This is a genomic window from Streptomyces sp. NPDC029151, from assembly GCF_055564315.1.
The window spans coordinates 1,085,639-1,101,995 of sequence record NZ_JBVHWQ010000001.1 but is presented as its reverse complement, the minus strand read 5'-3'; the positions used below and the strand labels follow the sequence as shown (position 1 = coordinate 1,101,995).

Here is a 16,357-nt window from a genome sequence, read left to right as displayed (position 1 = left end):
ACTCACCCCTGGCCGCCGCCCAGCGCGGCCACCGCGGACTTCGCCGCCTTGATGGCTCCCTTGTTGATCTCGTCCGTGTCGGGGGCCTTCCTGGTCTCGAAGTCGCTGCCGTTGTAGGTGACGACGACGAGGGCGTTGGCGGCGCGGACCATGACCACGCCCTCACGGGTCTGCTGCTTGTCCTCCGTGGTGAGGTTCACGACGGAGTAGGCACCGTCCCCGAGCCCCGGCACGGCCCCGCCGCCGCTCTTCTCGGCGACCCGCTGCCCGTACTCCTTCCTGGCCGCCTCGTCCGACTCGACGATCTCGTACGACACGTCGAGCCAGCGGTAGTCGTAGCCCTTGAGGGCGTTCCAGGAGCAGGTGCGGCGCAGCGCGGTGTCGGTGGACGGGATCTCCTTGCCGGCCGTCTTCGCGCCCGGCACCAGCGACTTGACCGTGGCCGCGGGCACCGCGGCGCAGGGGGAGGGCGCGGCGGAGTACGTCCTCGCCGTCCCGGAGGACGACGACGGGGCGGCGGCGGAGGACGCGGCGGGCACCTTCGGGGCCGTCTGGTGCCCGGCCGCGGCCGACGGCGCGGCCGGGCCGGACGACAGCGCCCAGCCGGCGCAGGCGAGCACCGCGACCGGCGACAGACGCGCGGTGAGGGTGAGCGGCAGAGGAAGGGAACGCACGGCGCACTTCTCGTGGGGGAGGGGGTGCGGAGGGGTCCGCAGGGTGGACGGGGACGACAGTGTCACATGCCTGCCTGTGGGGCGGAAGTGCCAACGCGCTCCGTGCCCGGGCGGTCACGACGGCCCGCGCCCGCTGTCCGTCTTTGCCCTTTATCCACCGCGCCCCTGCCCGTCGTCAGCCGGCTACGGCACCCTCGCCGTCCACTCCGGAGAGGTGAACTTGGTGCGCGCCAGCTCCTGCGCGCGGGCCAGTTCCGCGTCGGTCACCTCGCCCGGCGACAGGCCGTAGCGCGCGCGGAAGGACTCGATCATCCGGTCGATGACGGTCTCCCGGGGCAGCCCCGTCTGCCGCCGCAGCGGATCGACCCGCTTCTTCGCGCTCCTCGTCCCCTTGTCGGACAGCTTCTCCCGCCCGATCCGCAGCACCTCGACCATCTTGTCCGCGTCGATGTCGTACGACATGGTCACGTGGTGCAGCACCGCGCCCGGACCGCCGTCCGGTCCGACGATCCGCTTCTGCGCCGCACCCGCGATCTTGCCCTGGTCCGTGGCGATGTCGTTCAGCGGCTGGTACCAGGCGCGGATCCCCATGTCGCCGAGGGCGCCCAGCACCCAGTCGTCCAGATAGGCGTAGCTGTCCTGGAAGGACAGGCCCTGGACGAGGGACTCGGGCACCGACAGCGAGTAGGTGATCGTGTTGCCCGGCTCCACGAACATCGCGCCGCCGCCGGAGATCCGCCGCACCACCTCGATGCCGTACCGGGCGGCACCCTCCGGGTCCACCTCGTTGCGCAGCGACTGGAAGCTGCCGATGATCACCGCAGGGGCGCCCCACTCCCACACCCGCAGTGTCGGAGGCCGCCGGCCCGCGGCGACCTCGGCGGTCAGCACCTCGTCCAGCGCCATGTGCAGGGCCGGCGGCTGCGCGGCCTCGTGGATCAGCTGCCAGTCGTAGTCCGTCCAGTCCGTGGCGTGGGCGAGCGCCCGGCGCACCGCGATGCCGACGCCCTCCGAGGTCAGGCCGTACATCACCGTCCCCGCGGGGAGCGCCGCGTCGATCCGCGCGGCCAGCCCGGCCGCGTCCGTGTCCGCGGGGGCGCCCTCCAGCGCGCCGTTCACCGCGTCCAGCGCCTCGTCGGGCTCCAGGAAGAAGTCCCCCGCCACGCGCACCCGCCGCAGCACGCCGTCCTCGACGTCCACGTCCACGACGACGAGCTTGCCGCCGGGCACCTTGTACTCACCGTGCACTTCCCGCGCCTCCGTTCCTGCCGCACGACGACCAACGTCCGGCCCGGCCGGGGTGTTCCCGGACGCACCGGACGACTCGCCCCGCACCGCGGCCGGCACGGACCCGTCGGTCGCGCCGGTCGGCACGGGGGCCGGGCGACCGGACGGTCAGGCCTCCTTCAGCGTGTGGGCCATGCGCGCGCACTCCTCCATCGGCGACAGGATGCCCAGCAGCGTCCGGAGCGCGGTGGCGATCTTCCGGCTCGGCCCGCGCAGCCGGCTGCTGGTCCTGCCCAGGAACAGCAGCATGGGCCCGAATCCCTCGACGCCGGTGGCCGACTCCCGCATCTCCCGCGTCTGCTCGATCACCTGGTCGAGCTGGGCGTCCACGAAGTCGGGCCACTCGGAGCGGGGGGTGCTGCCTGCCCACTCCAGGAAGGCGCGCAGCGCGCCGATCGTCAGCTCCATCCGCGAGGCCAGGCGCCAGGCCGCCGCCTCCAGTTCGTCCGAGGGACCCTCGATGGACTTGGCGAACCGGTTGACGACGGCCAGCCGGGCGCTCATCGGGGCGCCCGGCATGTTGGCCCGCACCACGTCCTCGGTGAACAGCTCGCCCATCGCCCCCAGGTCCAGGAAGGCCGCCTCGACCATCGCCATGTCCTCGGCCATCGCCTCCATCTCGGTCTCGGCCGCGACCGCCAGGTCCAGCAGACCGGGACCGCTCTCCTCCAGCGCGGCCGGGTCCCCGGCCGGCTCGTCCCCGGCCTCCCCGCGGTCGCCGTCGCCGGCCGGTACGGCGGCCGGGCCGAGGGCCCCGGCGGCGCCCAGGCCCCCGGCCGGGCCCAGTTCCTCGGCGAGGGCCGCCCGCAGCAGGGCCCGTGCCTCGGCCAGGCCGCCGGGCAGCGGCGGGAACTCGACGGCCGGGAGCGCGCCGAGGCCCGCGGGCACCGTCCCGGCCTGCCCCAGCCGGACCGCGCTCCGTCCGGCGGCGTGCCGGATCCCGAGCCCGAGCACCACGGCCGGGTGGCCCCCGGTGAGGTCGGCGACGACGACGTCCTCCTCGACCAGGTGACGCATGAGCCGTTCACCCAGCGGGCTGGGGTCGGGGAGCTGGTCGGCGCGGATCAGGGACAGCTCCAGTTCCTCGCAGACGGGCCGTACGACCTCCTCGTGGAAGAGCGCCGCGGGGCCCAGGACGAGACAGGTGGGCATGACGAAGTACCTCCTGAAGACGAAGGGGGAGGGGAGAAGGGGCACGGGCGGGGCGGTCCGGCCCCGCCCGGCCGGGTGTGGCTCAGTCGAAGAGGGTCGGCGCCACGCCGTCGCCGAGGTCGTCGGCGTAGACGGGCCGCTCCTCGATGCCCAGCGAGGTCAGCAGATGGGCGGTCAGGACGCGGTGCCGGCGGCCGACCCGGACGGTCTCGCAGGGGAAGGTGCCGAGGGCGACCAGCCGGTAGGCCGTGGCCACGCACATGCCGTACGCCCTGGCCGCCGTCCTCAGGTCGACACTGACCGGCAGGTCCAGGACCTCCCGGAAGGTCAGCGGGGTCTGCGCGCGCCCGGTCATCCGCGGCTCCGGGAGCGGAGCGACAGCGTGCCGATCCTGCGGCCCCGCCGGAACCGGCAGGCCCCGGCGACCCGTGCGGTCAGCCCCCATTCCCGGGCCAGGGCGCCGATCCGCACGCCCTCCACCCGGTCGGCCGGAACGGTGATCCGCAGGGTGGCGGCGAGGCCGTCCGGCCGGTCGCGGCCGCCGAACTCCGCCTGCCACAGGGCGCCCCGCTCGCCCCGGGAGTCGACCGTGTACCGGATGTCCTCCACGGTCCTCTCCGGCCGGGCCCTCCCGACGGCCTTCCAGGCGCGGGTGCACGCCGAGCGCAACAGGACGGATCCGGGGTCGGGGGTGTGCGGCTCGATCGTCCGCAGCGTCTCCAGATAGGCGGTGAGCAACTCCGCCTCGACGTCGTCGCGGTCGGCGCCGAACCGGTGCACGAGGGCGAAGGCGTGGCGGCGCAGACCCGGCAGCCCCAGCCACACCGCGCCCAGCCGCCAGCCGTTGCCGTCCGTGTCCGCCTGGGCCAGTGCGACGATCCGGTGCCACAGCGCGGCCCGCCGGGCGGGCGGCGCCGAGCGGTCGTAGAGCAGGGGGCGTGCCTCGGCGGGGGTCAGGGCGGTGCCCGGGGCCCCGGATCCGTCGTCCAGCCGGAGCCCGGTGAGCGGCTCCCGGCTGCCGAGGTCCCGCTCCACGCGGGTGAAGAGGCCGGAGTACGGGGGTGATGTCATCGTTGGTCTCCTGGTCATGAGGGGGAAGGGGCGCCTGGCCGGGAAGGCGTGGGGCACCCGGCGCGGTTCACTCGGCCGGGTCGGCCAAGGCACGGGCGGATACGCCGCGCCACCGGGCGAGGGACCGCTCGGCGAGCGCCTTGCCGGGCGTGGTCCCGTCCGCCCGCTCGATCGACAGCAGCAGCCGCAGGAAGCCGGGACGGCGGCTGTCGGCGAGCCGGGCGAACAACTCGTCCAGCTGCCGGGCGCGTTCGGGAACGCCGTCCGCTCCGGCGCACCACATCAGCAGCGCGTCCCGCATCGCCGGATAGGCCGAGGCCTCGTCAAGGGCGGCACCGACGAGGGCGACGACCGGACCCGCGGCGTCCTCCTCCCCGGACTCCGCGGACTCCCCGGGCTCCGCGGACTCCCCGGGCTCCGCGGACACCCTGGACTCCTCGGCGCTCCGGGCCTCGTCGCCGGTGTCTCCCGTGTCCCCGGTGTCTTCCCGGGTGTCCCCGCCCCCCACGCACGCCGCCTCCGCCGAGACCAGCCGGCCGCCGAACCAGTCGCAGTCGTCGGCGACGAGCGCGGGGAACGCGAGGGTGGCCAACAACCCCGCCACGTCCTCGGCGTTCGCCCAGACGGCCAGCTCACGCACGACGACCGCCCTGGTCCGGCTCGTTCCGGCGGAGAACCGGAGCAGGAGCGCCCGCGACACCTGCAGGGCCGTCGCCACGGCGTCCTCGTCGCTGATCGCGTCCACCACCCGGCGCAGCAGCCCCATGGCGTCCTCGGCGGGCAGTCCGTCCGCGTCCGGCCGGCACGCGACCGCGACCGCGGCGCGCAGCTCCGCTTCGGGCGAGCCGCTCCATTCCTCCAGCAGCGCCCGCGCCGTGGCGGCGGCCGGGGTGAGGCGTGACGACGCCGCGAGAGCACGGCCCGCGATCTCGGCGGCCGCCTCCGCCCCGGTGCGGACCAGGTCCGCGAGGAGTGCGAGACCGCGCCCGGCGGTGCGTACGGCCAGGGCGGCCAGCGCGCGCCCGGCGCGTTCCGCCTGCTCCTCGTCCCCGGCCGCGCAGAGCCAGACGTGCAGCAGCGGCAGCCACTCGGTCCGGGTCCGGCACACCTCGTCCCAGACGGCTTCGGCCACCGCGGGCCACAGGAAGGCGACGACCGGGTCCCCGTCACCGTCCTGGCCGACCGCGCACACCGCGGCGATCTCGGCCGGCACTTCCACCGCGGCGGGCGCGAGGGCCGGCCGGGGCTCCGCGCGGCCCGGCAGGGCGAGCGCCGGCCTGCCCGCGTCACCGTCGTACGGCGGCGGCGCCTTCGGCGGGGTCCCGGGGCCGTGGTCGGCGCGGACCAGGGCGAGCAGTTCCGTCGCCCGGCCGAGGACCGTGTTCCGGTGAAGTCCCTGGTGGACGCAGACCGACAACAGGTGGGCCAGCAGCGCCGGAGCATCGTCCGCCGCCGAGACCAGCCGCGCCGCCTCGGCCGCGGCGAGCCCGGACGTCAGCTCGGCCGCGGTCGCCCGCCGTTCCGGCCCGGGACGGGCCAGGGCCTCGGCCACCCGCACCGCTCTGCCGGGCGGCAGCCCGGGCGGCAGGAGCGCGGTGAGGGTCTCCTGCCCCACCCGGCGGCGCCGGCGGGAGCGCTCCTGGGAGTCCGGGCACAGGCTCGCGAAGTGGAGCGAGAAGACCTCCCCCGGGTCGGGCGGCCGGTGCCGCAGCACCCGCACGTCCAGGCGGTCCTCCAGGACCCGCGCCAGACCCGGCGTCTCCCGCAGGACGACGACCAGCCGGGCGCCGGCCTTCTCCGTCTCCGCCTCCAGACGCGAGACGTCCCAGGGCCGCAGGGAGAACGGGTCGGCCAGGTTCATCGCCAGGTAGCCGTGCACTCCGCGGGGCCGGGGCCGCCAGTGCGCCAGATCCACCGTCCCGTCGACCTGGACCAGCACGGGCTCGGCGCGGCCGTGCGCCAGGAGGTTCAGCGCCAGGGACTGCCGGCCGGTGCCGGGTGCCCCGACGACGAACAGGACGCCGGAGGAGTCCAGCGCGTCGAGGCCGGTGGTGTAGCCGGGCGGCCGGGCGAAGCGGCGCCGGGCCGCCCGGAGGTCCTTCGCCCGTACCGGGCCCTGGCGCACCAGGGGTACGTCGGCGGGGGAGTCCGTCGCCGTGTACCGCTGGCCGCCGTGCACGGTGCCGGTGTTGACCGAGCCGTTCGGGGCGATGACGACCAGGCCGCGGTCCTGGACGAGTTCGGGCGGAAGGGCGTCGAGGACACCGTCCGGGTCGAGGTCAGTCGCCATGGCCGCCCTCCGGGCCGGGGCGGACGGCCCCGTCCAGGTTGGTCAGGTGCTGGCCGCCCTGGACGGAACCGGTGTTGATGATGCCCCGCTCGGCACGGAGCACACGGGTGACGGCACGGTGGCGTCCCGCCCCCGTGCCCGTGCCCGTCCCTCCCGCCGGTGCCCTCCTGCCTGCCGGAGCGGTGCGGTCCGACGCGGTGGTCCCGTCCGCCGGGGCGGTCCGGCCGGGCGGCGGTCCGGAGGGGGAGGGCACGTACAGCCAGGCCCGCTGGGCGAACGCCTTGCCGTCGACGGTCGCCGGCACCTCGTGGAACCAGTCGCGGTGCCGTCCGGTGTACCCGGAGGCGACGGCGTCCTGGTAGCACCGGTCGGAGAGGATGGCCGCCACATGCGTGACGTTCTCGCTGTGCGCGGCCAGCACGGCCCTGACCGGACGGGAGTCGAGCAGCCGGTGCGTGTCGGTACGGGCCGTTCCGTTGCCGCCGAACGCGTCCGCCGTGTCGGGCAGCGGGCCGATGTGCAGACCGACCCGCAGCCGCAGCGGGGCCGTGCCGAGGGCGTGGACGTTCAGTTCGGCGACGACGTCCTGCAGGGTGTCCAGCCAGGGGTGGATCACCAGGGGCGTCAACGCGGGGTCGAAGCCCAGGACATAGCCGTCGCCGGTGGTGGCGGGGAACAGCCGGTCGGTCCACAGCCGCGCCAGTCCGGCGCGTTCGAGCGAGATCCTCAGGAGGTCGGGCACCGCGCGGCTGACCACCTCGTGGTCGATGGCGGGGCGCTCGGTGAAGCCCTTCAGGTCCACGGCCAGGATCCCGCGGTACGGCGGGAGCGGGCGGCTGCGGGAGTAGGGGGCCGCCGAGGTCGCGGGCAGCCCGGAACGGTCGCTGTGCATTGCTCTCTCCTCTGCGAAGGCCCGCCGGTACCGGGGCGCTTGGGGCCGGTACCGGCGGTCGGGGGCGCCGGTGAGGGCGCTCTCCGAGCTTCGCCACCGCGGGAGGGGGGCAGTGCACGCTCAGTGCGCAGGGGGAGTGACGGTCGTCACTGCCGCCCGGAGGGGACGGGTGGCCGGGCGGACCGGGGGCGTCGCAGCGCGTCGTGCAGCCGGCGCGCGTCGACGACCTCGATGCAGGTCTTGTCGGCCCGCACACAGCCCGGGCCCAGGCGCCGCAGCGCGTCGCTGACGGAGTTGCGGCCCGCTCCGAGGTGCTGGGCGAGTTCCGTGCGGGTGAGCCGGAAGGCGCGTTCACCGGACATGGCCACCAGGCGCAGCAGGGTTCCCGCGAGCCGCTGGTCGAGGTCTCCCTCGCCGGCCTCCGTCTGCTCCCGCAGACGGTCGTTGGCCAGGCAGGCCAGCCGGCCGGGGAGGTCGTGCCGGTCGACGAAGTTCCGGAAGACGCTCGCGGGAATCGACGCTACTTCGCATATGCTAATGGTCTGTACGTCGGCGAGTCGAGTCCTGCCGTTCTGCACCGCCATGTCGCCCAGCACCTCGCCCGGCCCGCGGAAGCTCAGCAGCCTCTCGCGGCCGTCGACGTCCCTGCGGACGACCTTCACCAGTCCATCGATCAATGCCAGTACGTGCGTTCCGGTATCGCCCTGGCGGAGCAGCGTCGTGCCCGCCGGATGGGTGCGGCGGCGGCCGTTCGTCAGCTGCTCCCACGCTTCGCCGGGGACGAGGTCGCGCAGTGTCCGGGCCGGCGAAACCCGAGTTTCTTCGCTCATGCGACGAACGTAGACGGCGGCGGGGGCCTCCGGGACGCAATGATCGTTTCTGTTCGCCGCCTTTCCTCTCCTGCCTGATGGGGCCCATCCTCGGATCAAGGTCCACCGGCACTCTTCCGGCACGCGGAATCCTCCGAGACCCGGAACCCCCGTGTGCTCGGCCCTCGTCGGGGGATGGATCAGCCGACCGGCACCCCCGAACTCCGAGGTGAGACATGGAATTCACGACCCGCCCCACCCTCATGGGGACTTTCGGCATGGTCTCCTCCACCCACTGGCTCGCCTCCCAGTCGGCGATGGCGGTCCTGGAGGACGGCGGCAACGCCTTCGACGCGGCCGTGGCCGGGGCGTTCGTGCTGCACGTCGTGGAGCCGCACCTCAACGGGCCGGCCGGCGAGGTGCCGATCCTGCTCGCCCCGGCCGGCGGCGAGGTGCGCGTGCTGTGCGGGCAGGGCGTGGCCCCGGCGGGCGCCACGGCGGCCCACTATCGCGGGCTCGGACTGGACCTCGTACCGGGCACCGGACCGCTCGCCGCCGCCGTGCCCGGTGCGTTCGACGCCTGGCTGCTGCTCCTGCGCGACCACGGCACCAAACCCCTGGACGACGTCCTGAAGTACGCCGTCGGATACGCGGAGCACGGGCACCCGCCCGTGGAGAACGTCGGTCTGACCGTCGGCAGCGTACGGCGGTTGTTCGAGACCGAGTGGACCTCCTCCGCCGAGGTGTACCTGCCGGGCGGCCGGCCGCCCCGCCCCGGCACCCTGCTGCGCAACCCCGCCCTCGCCGCCACCTGGAAGCGGCTGCTGGCCGAGACCGCCCACGCGCGCGGGCGGGAGGCCCGGATCGACGCCGCGCGCGAGGTGTGGCGCTCCGGCTTCATCGCCGAGGCCCTCGTGCGGCAGTCCCGGCGGCCCACCCTGGACACCAGCGGCGAGCGGCACACCGGCACCCTCACCGAGGCCGACCTCGCCGGCTGGTCGGCGGGCTACGAGACCCCGGTGACGTACGACCGGAACGGCTGGACCGTGTGCAAGGCGGGCCCCTGGAGCCAGGGCCCCGTCCTGCTCCAGCAGCTCGCCCTGCTCCCGCCCGAGCTGCCCGCCCACGGCTCCGCCGACTACGTCCACCTGCTGATCGAGGGCTGCAAACTCGCCATGGCCGACCGGGAGGCCTGGTACGGCGACGCCGCCGAGGTGCCCCTCGCGGACCTCCTGTCGGACGACTACAACGCCGTACGGCGGTCCCTCGTCGGCGAGAAGGCCGATCACGGGCTGCGCCCCGGCAACCCCGGGGGACGCGTCCCCCGGCTGCCCGCACGGGCGCTCGCCCACGCGCGCGTGCCGGCCGCCGGCGCATCCGGCTTCGACCCGATGGGCGCCGGCGAGCCGACCGTCGCGGGGCCGCCCGGCGAGCCGGAGGTCGCCGCCGACGGAACGACCCGCGGCGACACCTGCCACCTGGACGTCGTGGACCGCTGGGGCAACATGATCGCGGCCACGCCCAGCGGCGGCTGGCTCCAGTCCAACCCCGTCGTCCCCGAGCTGGGCTTCCCCCTCGGCACCCGGCTGCAGATGACCTGGCTGGAGGAGGGCCTGCCGGGCACGCTCACCCCCGGCCGCCGGCCCCGCACCACCCTCACCCCGTCCCTCGCGCTGCGCGACGGCGTACCGGTCATGGCGTTCGGCACGCCCGGCGGCGACCAGCAGGACCAGTGGCAGCTGCACTTCTTCCTCGCCGCGGTCCTGCGCGCCCCCGTGCGCGGCGGCCTCGACCTGCAGGGCGCCATCGACGCCCCGAACTGGCACAACGACAGCTTCCCCAGCTCCTTCCCCCCGCGCGGCCGCCGCCCCGGCAGTGTGACCGTGGAGTCCCGCACCGAACCCGCGGTGATCGAGGAGCTGCGGCGCCGGGGCCACGACGTCACCGTCGGTCCCGCCTGGTCCGAGGGGCGGCTGTGCGTGGTGGCCCGGGACCCGGAGACCGGCGTCCTGTCGGCGGCGGCCAACCCGCGCGGAATGCAGGGTTACGCGGTGGGCCGCTGACGACGGCACCGGGCCCGGTCGCCGGCCGTGCCGGTCCCGTGCTCGCGTACGCCGTCGGGAGGGGGTCCGGGGCGGTCGTACGCCGTCGGGATGGTTCTGGGGTGGCCGTGTGACGGGGGGTGGGTTCTGGGGTCGCGTGTGACGGGGGGTGGGTTCTGGGTCGGCCGTGCGCCGTCGGGGGTCGGTTCCGGGTTGGCTGTGCGCCGGGGGGATGGTTTCGGGGCGGCCGTGTGACGGGGGGTGGGTTCTGGGGTCGCGTGTGACGGGGGGGCGGGTTCTGGGTCGGCCGTGCGCCGTCGGGGGGTCCGTTCTGGGTCGGCCGCGCGCCGGGGGATGGTTCTGGGTCGGCCGTACGCCGGGGGATGGGTTCTGGGTCGGCCGTACGCCGGGGGATGTGTTCCGGGTCGGCCGTACGCCGGGGGATAGGTCCCGGTCCTGCTTACGCCAGCGGGAAAGGCCCCGCGGCTGCCTTGGGCGGCATCGGCCTCCCCGTCGTGGCCCGTGCTCGCCGTACGCCGCGTACCCGCCCCGCGCCCGTCTTCGTGCGGCAGCGGCCTCCCCGTCCCCCCTGCCGCGACCGACCCCTCCTCGTCCGGGAGCCCGACCGGGCCTCGTCCGGCGACGGTGCCGCCCCCCGCTCCTCACCCGGATTCCACCCCCCGTCCACGACCCGGCGGCGGGGATTGTCAGTGGGACGTGCTCTCATGGGGCACATGATCGAAGAGACGGAAACCATCGAGGAGTTTCTCGCCCGCTGCTCGGCCGACGTGGAGGAGGCGGTCCGCAAGGCCGCCGCGGCCGAGATCCTGCCCCGCTTCCGCCGCCTGGCCGCACACGAGGTCGACCGGAAGAGCGGCCCGCACGACCTCGTGACGGACGCCGACCGCCTCGCCGAGCTGCGGCTCACCGAGGACCTCGGCTCCCTGCTGCCCGGTTCGCTGGTCGTCGGCGAGGAAGCGGTGCACGCCGACCCGGCGGTGTACGGGGCGCTCCAGGGCGACACCCCGGTCTGGATCGTCGACCCGGTGGACGGCACCCGCCAGTTCGTGCACGGCGACGACGGCTTCTGCACCCTGGTGGCGCTCGTGCACCACGGCGTCGTGCTCGCCTCCTGGACCTACGCGGCGGCGCGCGACCAGCTCGCCACCGCCGTCCGTGGACAGGGCGCCTTCCTCGACGGGAGGCGGCTGTCCGCGGGCGCGCCGGCCCCCGGCCGGGACCTCGTCGTCGCGACCTCCCACCCGGACTACACCACCGACGACCAGAAGCGCGCGCTGCGCCCCCTGTGGACGGACGGCCTCGCCCCGCGCCCCTGCGGCTCCGCCGGCCTGGAGTACCTCGCCGTCGCCCGGGGCGAGCTGGACGCCGTGGCCTTCTCCTGGGAGGCCGCCTGGGACCACGCGGCCGGCCTGCTCCTGGTCGAGGAGGCGGGCGGCACGCACCTCACGCTGAGCGGCGAGCCGTTCCGCGTCACCGGAGGCAACGCCCTGCCGTTCACCGCCGCCCGGGACGAGGCCACCGCCCGCCGGATCACCGGCCTGCTGCGTACGGCCGCCTGAGTCCCGCGGGGACACCCGGGCCGGGGGAGTGCCGGTCCCCCGGCATATGCTGATCTCGAATGGCCGTCGGCTGACGAAGGGGTCCCAAGGTGCCGTCGATGCTCGATGCGGTCGTGGTGGGTGCGGGGCCGAACGGACTGACCGCAGCCGTGGAGCTGGCCCGCCGCGGTTTCTCCGTGGCCCTGTTCGAGGCGAAGGCCACGGTGGGCGGGGGTGCCCGCACCGAGGAGCTGACCCTGCCCGGCTTCCGGCACGACCCGTGCTCGGCCGCGCACCCCCTCGGCATCAACTCCCCGGCGTTCCGCGCGATGCCCCTCGATCGGTACGGCCTGGAGTGGCTGCACGCCCCGCTGCCGATGGCCCACCCGTTCCCGGACGGCAGCGCGGCCGTGCTGTCCCGGTCGGTGGCCGAGACCGCCGCCTCCTTCGGACCGCGCGACGCGGGCCCGTACCGCAGGCTGGTCGAGCCGCTGCTCGGCCGATGGGACACGCTGGTCCGGGACTTCATGTCGCTGCCGCTGACCGCGCTCCCGCGCGACCCCGTCACCCTGGCCCGCTTCGGCCTGGCCGGCCTCCCGCCGTCCACCTGGCTGATGCGCCGCTTCCACGACGAGCGGGTGAAGACCGTGTTCGCCGGTCTGGTCGCCCATGTGATGGCACCGCTGGGCGGCCTCGCCACCAGCGCCATCGGGCTGGTGTTCGCGCTCTCCGCGCACGCCCGCGGCTGGCCGGTGCCCCGCGGCGGCTCCCAGGCCATCTCCGACGCCCTCGCCGCCTACCTGACCGACCTCGGCGGCGCCGTCCACACCGACTACGAGGTCAAGCGGCTGGACGACCTGCCGCCCGCGCGCGCGTACGTCTTCGACACCTCGCCCGCCGCGCTCGCCCGCATCGCCGGCTTCGGCGACCACTACGCGAACTACCGTTACGGGCCCAGCGTCTTCAAGATCGACTACGCGCTGGACGGCCCGGTGCCGTGGACCGCGCCCGAGGCCCGCACCGCTGGCACCGTCCAGATCGGCGCGTCCCAGGCCGAGATCGGCACCGCACTGCGCGCCGCCTCCCGGGAGGGCCGCGCCCCCGACAAGCCGTTCATGATCACCGTGCAGCCCAGCGTGGCCGACCCCGGACGCGCCCCCGAGGGCAAGCACGTCTTCTGGGCCTACGGTCATGTACCCAACAGTTGGTCGGGCGACCTCACCGACGCCATAGAACGCCAGCTGGAGCGCTTCGCCCCCGGCTTCCGCGACCGCGTGCTCGCCCGCGCCACCGCCGGCCCCGCCGAGATGGCCGCCCGCAACGCCAACTACGTCGGCGGCGACATCGCCTGCGGCGCGGCCTCCGGACTCCAGCTGCTGCTGCGCCCGAGACTCTCCCTGTTCCCGTACCACACCCCCCACCCGGCCGTCTTCATCTGCTCCTCGGCCACCCCGCCCGGTCCCGGCGTGCACGGCATGTCGGGCCACAACGCGGCCAAGGCCGTCTGGCGGAGACTGAGGCAGACATGACCACCATCACCCTCTTCCGGGGCGACATCACCCGGCAGCACGCCGACGCCATCGTCAACGCGGCCAACTCCTCCCTCCTCGGCGGCGGAGGCGTGGACGGCGCGATCCACCGCCGCGGCGGCCCCGCCATCCTGGAGGAGTGCCGCGCCCTGCGCGCCTCCCGGTACGGCAAGGGCCTTCCCGCCGGCCAGGCCGTCGCCACCACGGCGGGCGCGCTGGACGCCCGCTGGGTGATCCACACCGTGGGCCCCGTCCACCAGGAGTCGGGTGCTGATCCCGACCTGCTCGCCTCCTGCTACCGGGAGTCGCTCCGCGTGGCCGACGAGCTCGGTGCCCGGACGGTCGCCTTCCCGGCGATCTCCACCGGTGTGTACCGGTGGCCGATGGACGACGCGGCGCGCATCGCGGTGGAGACGGTACGGAACACGCCGACGGCGGTCGAGGAGGTCCGGTTCGTCCTCTTCGACGACCGTGCGTACGAGGCGTTCGCCCGGCACACCGGCTGACGCCCGCCACGGCCGGCGCGGGGCCGTCCCGCCTCACCCGAACGGTGTAGTTCCCGATGCGCCCGGCCGCTGCCTGGCCAACGCTCGGAGTGCCCGCCCGCCTCCGCGCGAGCGGCTCGGTCCCGACGGCACGGGGGAAGCAGAAAGGACACGCTCATGAGCCAGGCAGCGCAGCCCTCCGGATCCGCCTCCTCGGCCGGCTCGCGGCCGCCGCGGCAGCCCGGGTCCCGGACCGGCGGCTGGGTGACCGGCGGCGTCACCTTCGCCGGAGTACTGATGGTGTGCAGCGGCATCCTCGCCGTCCTCCAGGGAATCGCCGCGATAGCCGGGGACGACGTGTACTTCCGTATCGGCGCCTACGTCTACAAGATGAACCTCACCGGCTGGGGCACGCTCCACATCATCGTCGGCGCCCTGGTCCTGCTGACCGGCATCGGCCTGCTCATGGACATGGCCTGGGCACGCTTCGCCGGGCTGTTCCTCGTCTCGCTCAGCCTGATCGCCCAGTTCCTCTTCCTGCCGTACCAGCCCGTCTGGTCGTTCGTCCTGATGGCGATCGACGTCTTCGTGATCTGGGCCCTGGCATCCCGTCAGGAAGCGGCGAGCTGAGGCGCGTACGGCCGGTTCAGCCCAGCTCGCGCAGCGCCCGTCCGAGCAGGGCCACGCCCTCCGCGACGACACCCGGCGGGGTGGCCGCGTAGCCGAGGACGAGACCGGGCCGGCCGGGTGACTGCCGGTGCCAGGAGAGCGGCTGGCACTTCACGCCGTGCGCGAGCGCCGCCGCGGCGAACGCCGTGTCGGGCACGTCCGAGGCGTACGTCACCGTCAGGTGCAGGCCGGCCGCCGCCCCGTGCACCCGCGCACCGGGGAGGTGCTCGGCGAGGGCGGCGATCATCGCGTCCCGGCGCCTGCGGTGGCGCCCGCGCACCGCTCTGAGGTGCCGCTCCAGTCCGCCCGACTCCATCAGCCGCGCCAGCACCAGCTGCGGCAGCACCGCGTTGCCCAGGTCGTTGAAGCGCTTGGCGTCGGCCAGCGCGGCACGGTACCCGGCCGGTGCCACCAGCCAGCCGATCCGCAGCGCCGGCGCGAGCAGCTTCGACACGCTGCCCAGGTAGCAGACCCGGTCGGCCAGCAGAGCGCGCAGCGCGGGCACGGGCGGGCGGTCGTAGCGGTGCTCGGCGTCGTAGTCGTCCTCCAGGATCAGCCCGCCGTCGCGCGCCCACTCCAGCAGCTCGCGCCGGCGTTCGCCGCTCGTCACCACGCCCGTGGGGAACTGGTGTGCGGGCGTGAGCAGCACGGCCCGGGCACCCGTCGCCCGCAGCGCGTCCACCCGTACGCCCTGCTCGTCGACCGGCACCGGCGGGGTGGCCAGCCCCCCGTTCGCCAGGTGCTGGCGGGCCCCGAGCGAACCGGGATCCTCCACCGCGACCGCGTCGACGCCGTCCGCGCGCAGCACCGGCTGCAGCAGTGTCAGCGCCTGCGCGGTGCCGGCCACGATCAGCACCGCGTCCGGCTCCACCCGCACGCCCCGCATCCGCGCGAGCCACTGGGCGACGGCCCGCCGCAGCGGGAGCGTTCCGCGCGGGTCGCCGTACCCGAGCTGGTCGGCCGACAGCTCCGCCAGCACGGCCCGCTCGGCCCGCAGCCAGGCCGCCCGCGGAAAGGTGCTGAGATCGGGCCGTCCCGGGGTGAAGTCCACGGCGGCCGGAGCGTCCCGCAGCACATCGAAGACCTCGGCCCCCGGCACACCGCCGAACCGCCCGGCCGGCCCCGGCCCGAGAGCCCCACCGGCCCCGCCGTCACCCCACCCGGCGTACGACCCACCGGGCCCACCGTGACGAGGGGCGTCCGGCCCCGGCGACGCCCCGTCGTGCCGTCCGGCACACGGCCGTTCCGGCTCGCCGCCGCCCCGCCCGGGGCACGGCCCTCCCCGCGCGCCGTTCCCGGCGGGGTCCGGCCCGCCGGCCTCGTCGTCGTGCCGGTGGGTGTCCGGCCCACCGGCCCCACCACTCCGCCCGGCACACGGACCGCCGCGCCCACCGCCCCCGTCGCCGGTCGGCCGGCCGCCCGCACCACCGCCGGTGACGGCACCGCGCTCACCGGGTCCGCGGCCGTCGTTCAGCTCCCCGGCGCGGCAGGCCTCGCCCGCCCCCCGCGGGCCCCGCCCGTCGGCCCGCCCCGTGCCGGACGCGGCCGCTGGTGGCGGAGCGGCGTCGGGGAGGCTCGGCGGCGACGCGGTGAACGGGGTCGCGACCACCACCGTGCCTCCGCGGCGGCGGCCCGTCACCTGGCCGTCCTCGGCGAGACGCCGGTACGCCTCCGTCACCACGCCCCGGGACACGCGCAGCTCCGCGGCGAGCAGGCGGGTCGGCGGCAGCCTGCTGCCCACCGTCAGCCGGCCGTCGGCCATGGCCTGCCGCAGCCGCCCGGCCAGCCACTCCGCCTTCCCGCCGGCGGGCACGTCGGCGACCGCCAGTTGCAGGAAGTCCGAGCCGCGCGCCGCCACCTCCACCGTGTCCCGCCCCTCGTCCACCCGGCCCATGCTG

The 16,357-nt window shown here is 75.4% G+C and carries 14 protein-coding genes; 5 read left to right on the top strand and 9 right to left on the bottom strand.

The annotated features are described in order from the left end of the window. Nucleotides 1-2 precede the first annotated feature (2 nt). The 8 genes from ACZ4VF_RS04330 to ACZ4VF_RS04295 all read right to left on the bottom strand — a co-directional run bounded on the left by ACZ4VF_RS04330 (nucleotide 3) and on the right by ACZ4VF_RS04295 (nucleotide 8,196). A complete protein-coding gene (locus ACZ4VF_RS04330) occupies nucleotides 3-674 on the bottom strand; it encodes a hypothetical protein (protein ID WP_467923100.1) in 672 nt (223 codons plus the stop codon). A gap of 183 nt (nucleotides 675-857) precedes the next feature. Continuing rightward, a complete protein-coding gene (locus ACZ4VF_RS04325) occupies nucleotides 858-1,922 on the bottom strand; it encodes a lipoate--protein ligase family protein (protein ID WP_467923099.1) in 1,065 nt (354 codons plus the stop codon). A gap of 147 nt (nucleotides 1,923-2,069) precedes the next feature. Further along, nucleotides 2,070-3,113, bottom strand: a complete 1,044-nt coding sequence (locus ACZ4VF_RS04320) for a hypothetical protein (RefSeq protein WP_467923098.1) — start codon at nucleotides 3,111-3,113, stop codon at nucleotides 2,070-2,072. An 82-nt stretch (nucleotides 3,114-3,195) separates the two neighbouring features. Then, complete coding sequence (locus ACZ4VF_RS04315) at nucleotides 3,196-3,468, bottom strand: DNA-binding protein (RefSeq protein ID WP_356157860.1); 273 nt, start codon at nucleotides 3,466-3,468, stop codon at nucleotides 3,196-3,198. Further along, a complete protein-coding gene (locus ACZ4VF_RS04310; RefSeq protein ID WP_467923097.1) occupies nucleotides 3,465-4,184 on the bottom strand; it encodes a hypothetical protein in 720 nt (239 codons plus the stop codon). The genes ACZ4VF_RS04315 and ACZ4VF_RS04310 overlap by 4 nt, the downstream gene beginning before the upstream one ends. Nucleotides 4,185-4,251: 67 nt before the next feature. Beyond that, nucleotides 4,252-6,474, bottom strand: coding sequence for a hypothetical protein (locus tag ACZ4VF_RS04305; protein WP_467923096.1), 2,223 nt, complete (start codon nucleotides 6,472-6,474; stop codon nucleotides 4,252-4,254). After that, nucleotides 6,464-7,366: a nucleotidyl cyclase domain-containing protein gene (locus ACZ4VF_RS04300; RefSeq protein ID WP_467923095.1), complete on the bottom strand. Its 903-nt coding sequence runs from the start codon at nucleotides 7,364-7,366 to the stop codon at nucleotides 6,464-6,466. The genes ACZ4VF_RS04305 and ACZ4VF_RS04300 overlap by 11 nt, the downstream gene beginning before the upstream one ends. 146 nt (nucleotides 7,367-7,512) lie before the next feature. Then, entirely contained in the window at nucleotides 7,513-8,196 is a 684-nt protein-coding gene (locus ACZ4VF_RS04295) for a Crp/Fnr family transcriptional regulator (protein WP_467923094.1), read from the bottom strand. Between the two features lie 215 nt (nucleotides 8,197-8,411). Here ACZ4VF_RS04295 and ACZ4VF_RS04290 point away from each other — a divergent pair, with 215 nt between their 5' ends. From ACZ4VF_RS04290 to ACZ4VF_RS04270, 5 genes are all read left to right on the top strand, one after another. Next, nucleotides 8,412-10,238, top strand: coding sequence for a gamma-glutamyltransferase family protein (locus tag ACZ4VF_RS04290; RefSeq protein WP_467923093.1), 1,827 nt, complete (start codon nucleotides 8,412-8,414; stop codon nucleotides 10,236-10,238). A gap of 713 nt (nucleotides 10,239-10,951) precedes the next feature. Then, nucleotides 10,952-11,797 carry an inositol monophosphatase family protein gene (locus ACZ4VF_RS04285; protein ID WP_467923092.1) on the top strand — a complete coding sequence of 282 codons (846 nt, stop codon included), beginning with the start codon at nucleotides 10,952-10,954 and terminating at the stop codon, nucleotides 11,795-11,797. 89 nt (nucleotides 11,798-11,886) lie between these two features. Beyond that, nucleotides 11,887-13,305, top strand: coding sequence for a phytoene desaturase family protein (locus tag ACZ4VF_RS04280; protein WP_467923091.1), 1,419 nt, complete (start codon nucleotides 11,887-11,889; stop codon nucleotides 13,303-13,305). Then, a complete protein-coding gene (locus ACZ4VF_RS04275) occupies nucleotides 13,302-13,811 on the top strand; it encodes an O-acetyl-ADP-ribose deacetylase (RefSeq protein ID WP_467923090.1) in 510 nt (169 codons plus the stop codon). Before ACZ4VF_RS04280 ends, ACZ4VF_RS04275 begins: the two co-directional genes overlap by 4 nt. Nucleotides 13,812-13,967: 156 nt before the next feature. Further along, on the top strand, nucleotides 13,968-14,420 hold the full coding sequence (locus tag ACZ4VF_RS04270; protein ID WP_467923089.1) for a DUF7144 family membrane protein: 453 nt from the start codon (nucleotides 13,968-13,970) through the stop codon (nucleotides 14,418-14,420). Between the two features lie 16 nt (nucleotides 14,421-14,436). Here the strand turns inward: ACZ4VF_RS04270 and ACZ4VF_RS04265 are convergent, their stop codons facing one another. Beyond that, nucleotides 14,437-16,353: an aminotransferase-like domain-containing protein gene (locus ACZ4VF_RS04265; RefSeq protein WP_467923088.1), complete on the bottom strand. Its 1,917-nt coding sequence runs from the start codon at nucleotides 16,351-16,353 to the stop codon at nucleotides 14,437-14,439. Nucleotides 16,354-16,357 lie beyond the last annotated feature (4 nt).

What these genes read in the sequence shown, in the direction of transcription:
- ACZ4VF_RS04320 (WP_467923098.1), bottom strand. Translation starts at nt 3,113, where the DNA reads ATGCCCACCTGTCTCGTCCTGGGCCCCGCGGCGCTCTTCCACGAGGAG.
- ACZ4VF_RS04265 (WP_467923088.1), bottom strand. Translation starts at nt 16,353, where the DNA reads ATGGGCCGGGTGGACGAGGGGCGGGACACGGTGGAGGTGGCGGCGCGC.
- ACZ4VF_RS04305 (WP_467923096.1), bottom strand. Translation starts at nt 6,474, where the DNA reads ATGGCGACTGACCTCGACCCGGACGGTGTCCTCGACGCCCTTCCGCCC.
- ACZ4VF_RS04270 (WP_467923089.1), top strand. Translation starts at nt 13,968, where the DNA reads ATGAGCCAGGCAGCGCAGCCCTCCGGATCCGCCTCCTCGGCCGGCTCG.
- ACZ4VF_RS04285 (WP_467923092.1), top strand. Translation starts at nt 10,952, where the DNA reads ATGATCGAAGAGACGGAAACCATCGAGGAGTTTCTCGCCCGCTGCTCG.
- ACZ4VF_RS04295 (WP_467923094.1), bottom strand. Translation starts at nt 8,196, where the DNA reads ATGAGCGAAGAAACTCGGGTTTCGCCGGCCCGGACACTGCGCGACCTC.
- ACZ4VF_RS04310 (WP_467923097.1), bottom strand. Translation starts at nt 4,184, where the DNA reads ATGACATCACCCCCGTACTCCGGCCTCTTCACCCGCGTGGAGCGGGAC.
- ACZ4VF_RS04290 (WP_467923093.1), top strand. Translation starts at nt 8,412, where the DNA reads ATGGAATTCACGACCCGCCCCACCCTCATGGGGACTTTCGGCATGGTC.
- ACZ4VF_RS04275 (WP_467923090.1), top strand. Translation starts at nt 13,302, where the DNA reads ATGACCACCATCACCCTCTTCCGGGGCGACATCACCCGGCAGCACGCC.
- ACZ4VF_RS04315 (WP_356157860.1), bottom strand. Translation starts at nt 3,468, where the DNA reads ATGACCGGGCGCGCGCAGACCCCGCTGACCTTCCGGGAGGTCCTGGAC.
- ACZ4VF_RS04300 (WP_467923095.1), bottom strand. Translation starts at nt 7,366, where the DNA reads ATGCACAGCGACCGTTCCGGGCTGCCCGCGACCTCGGCGGCCCCCTAC.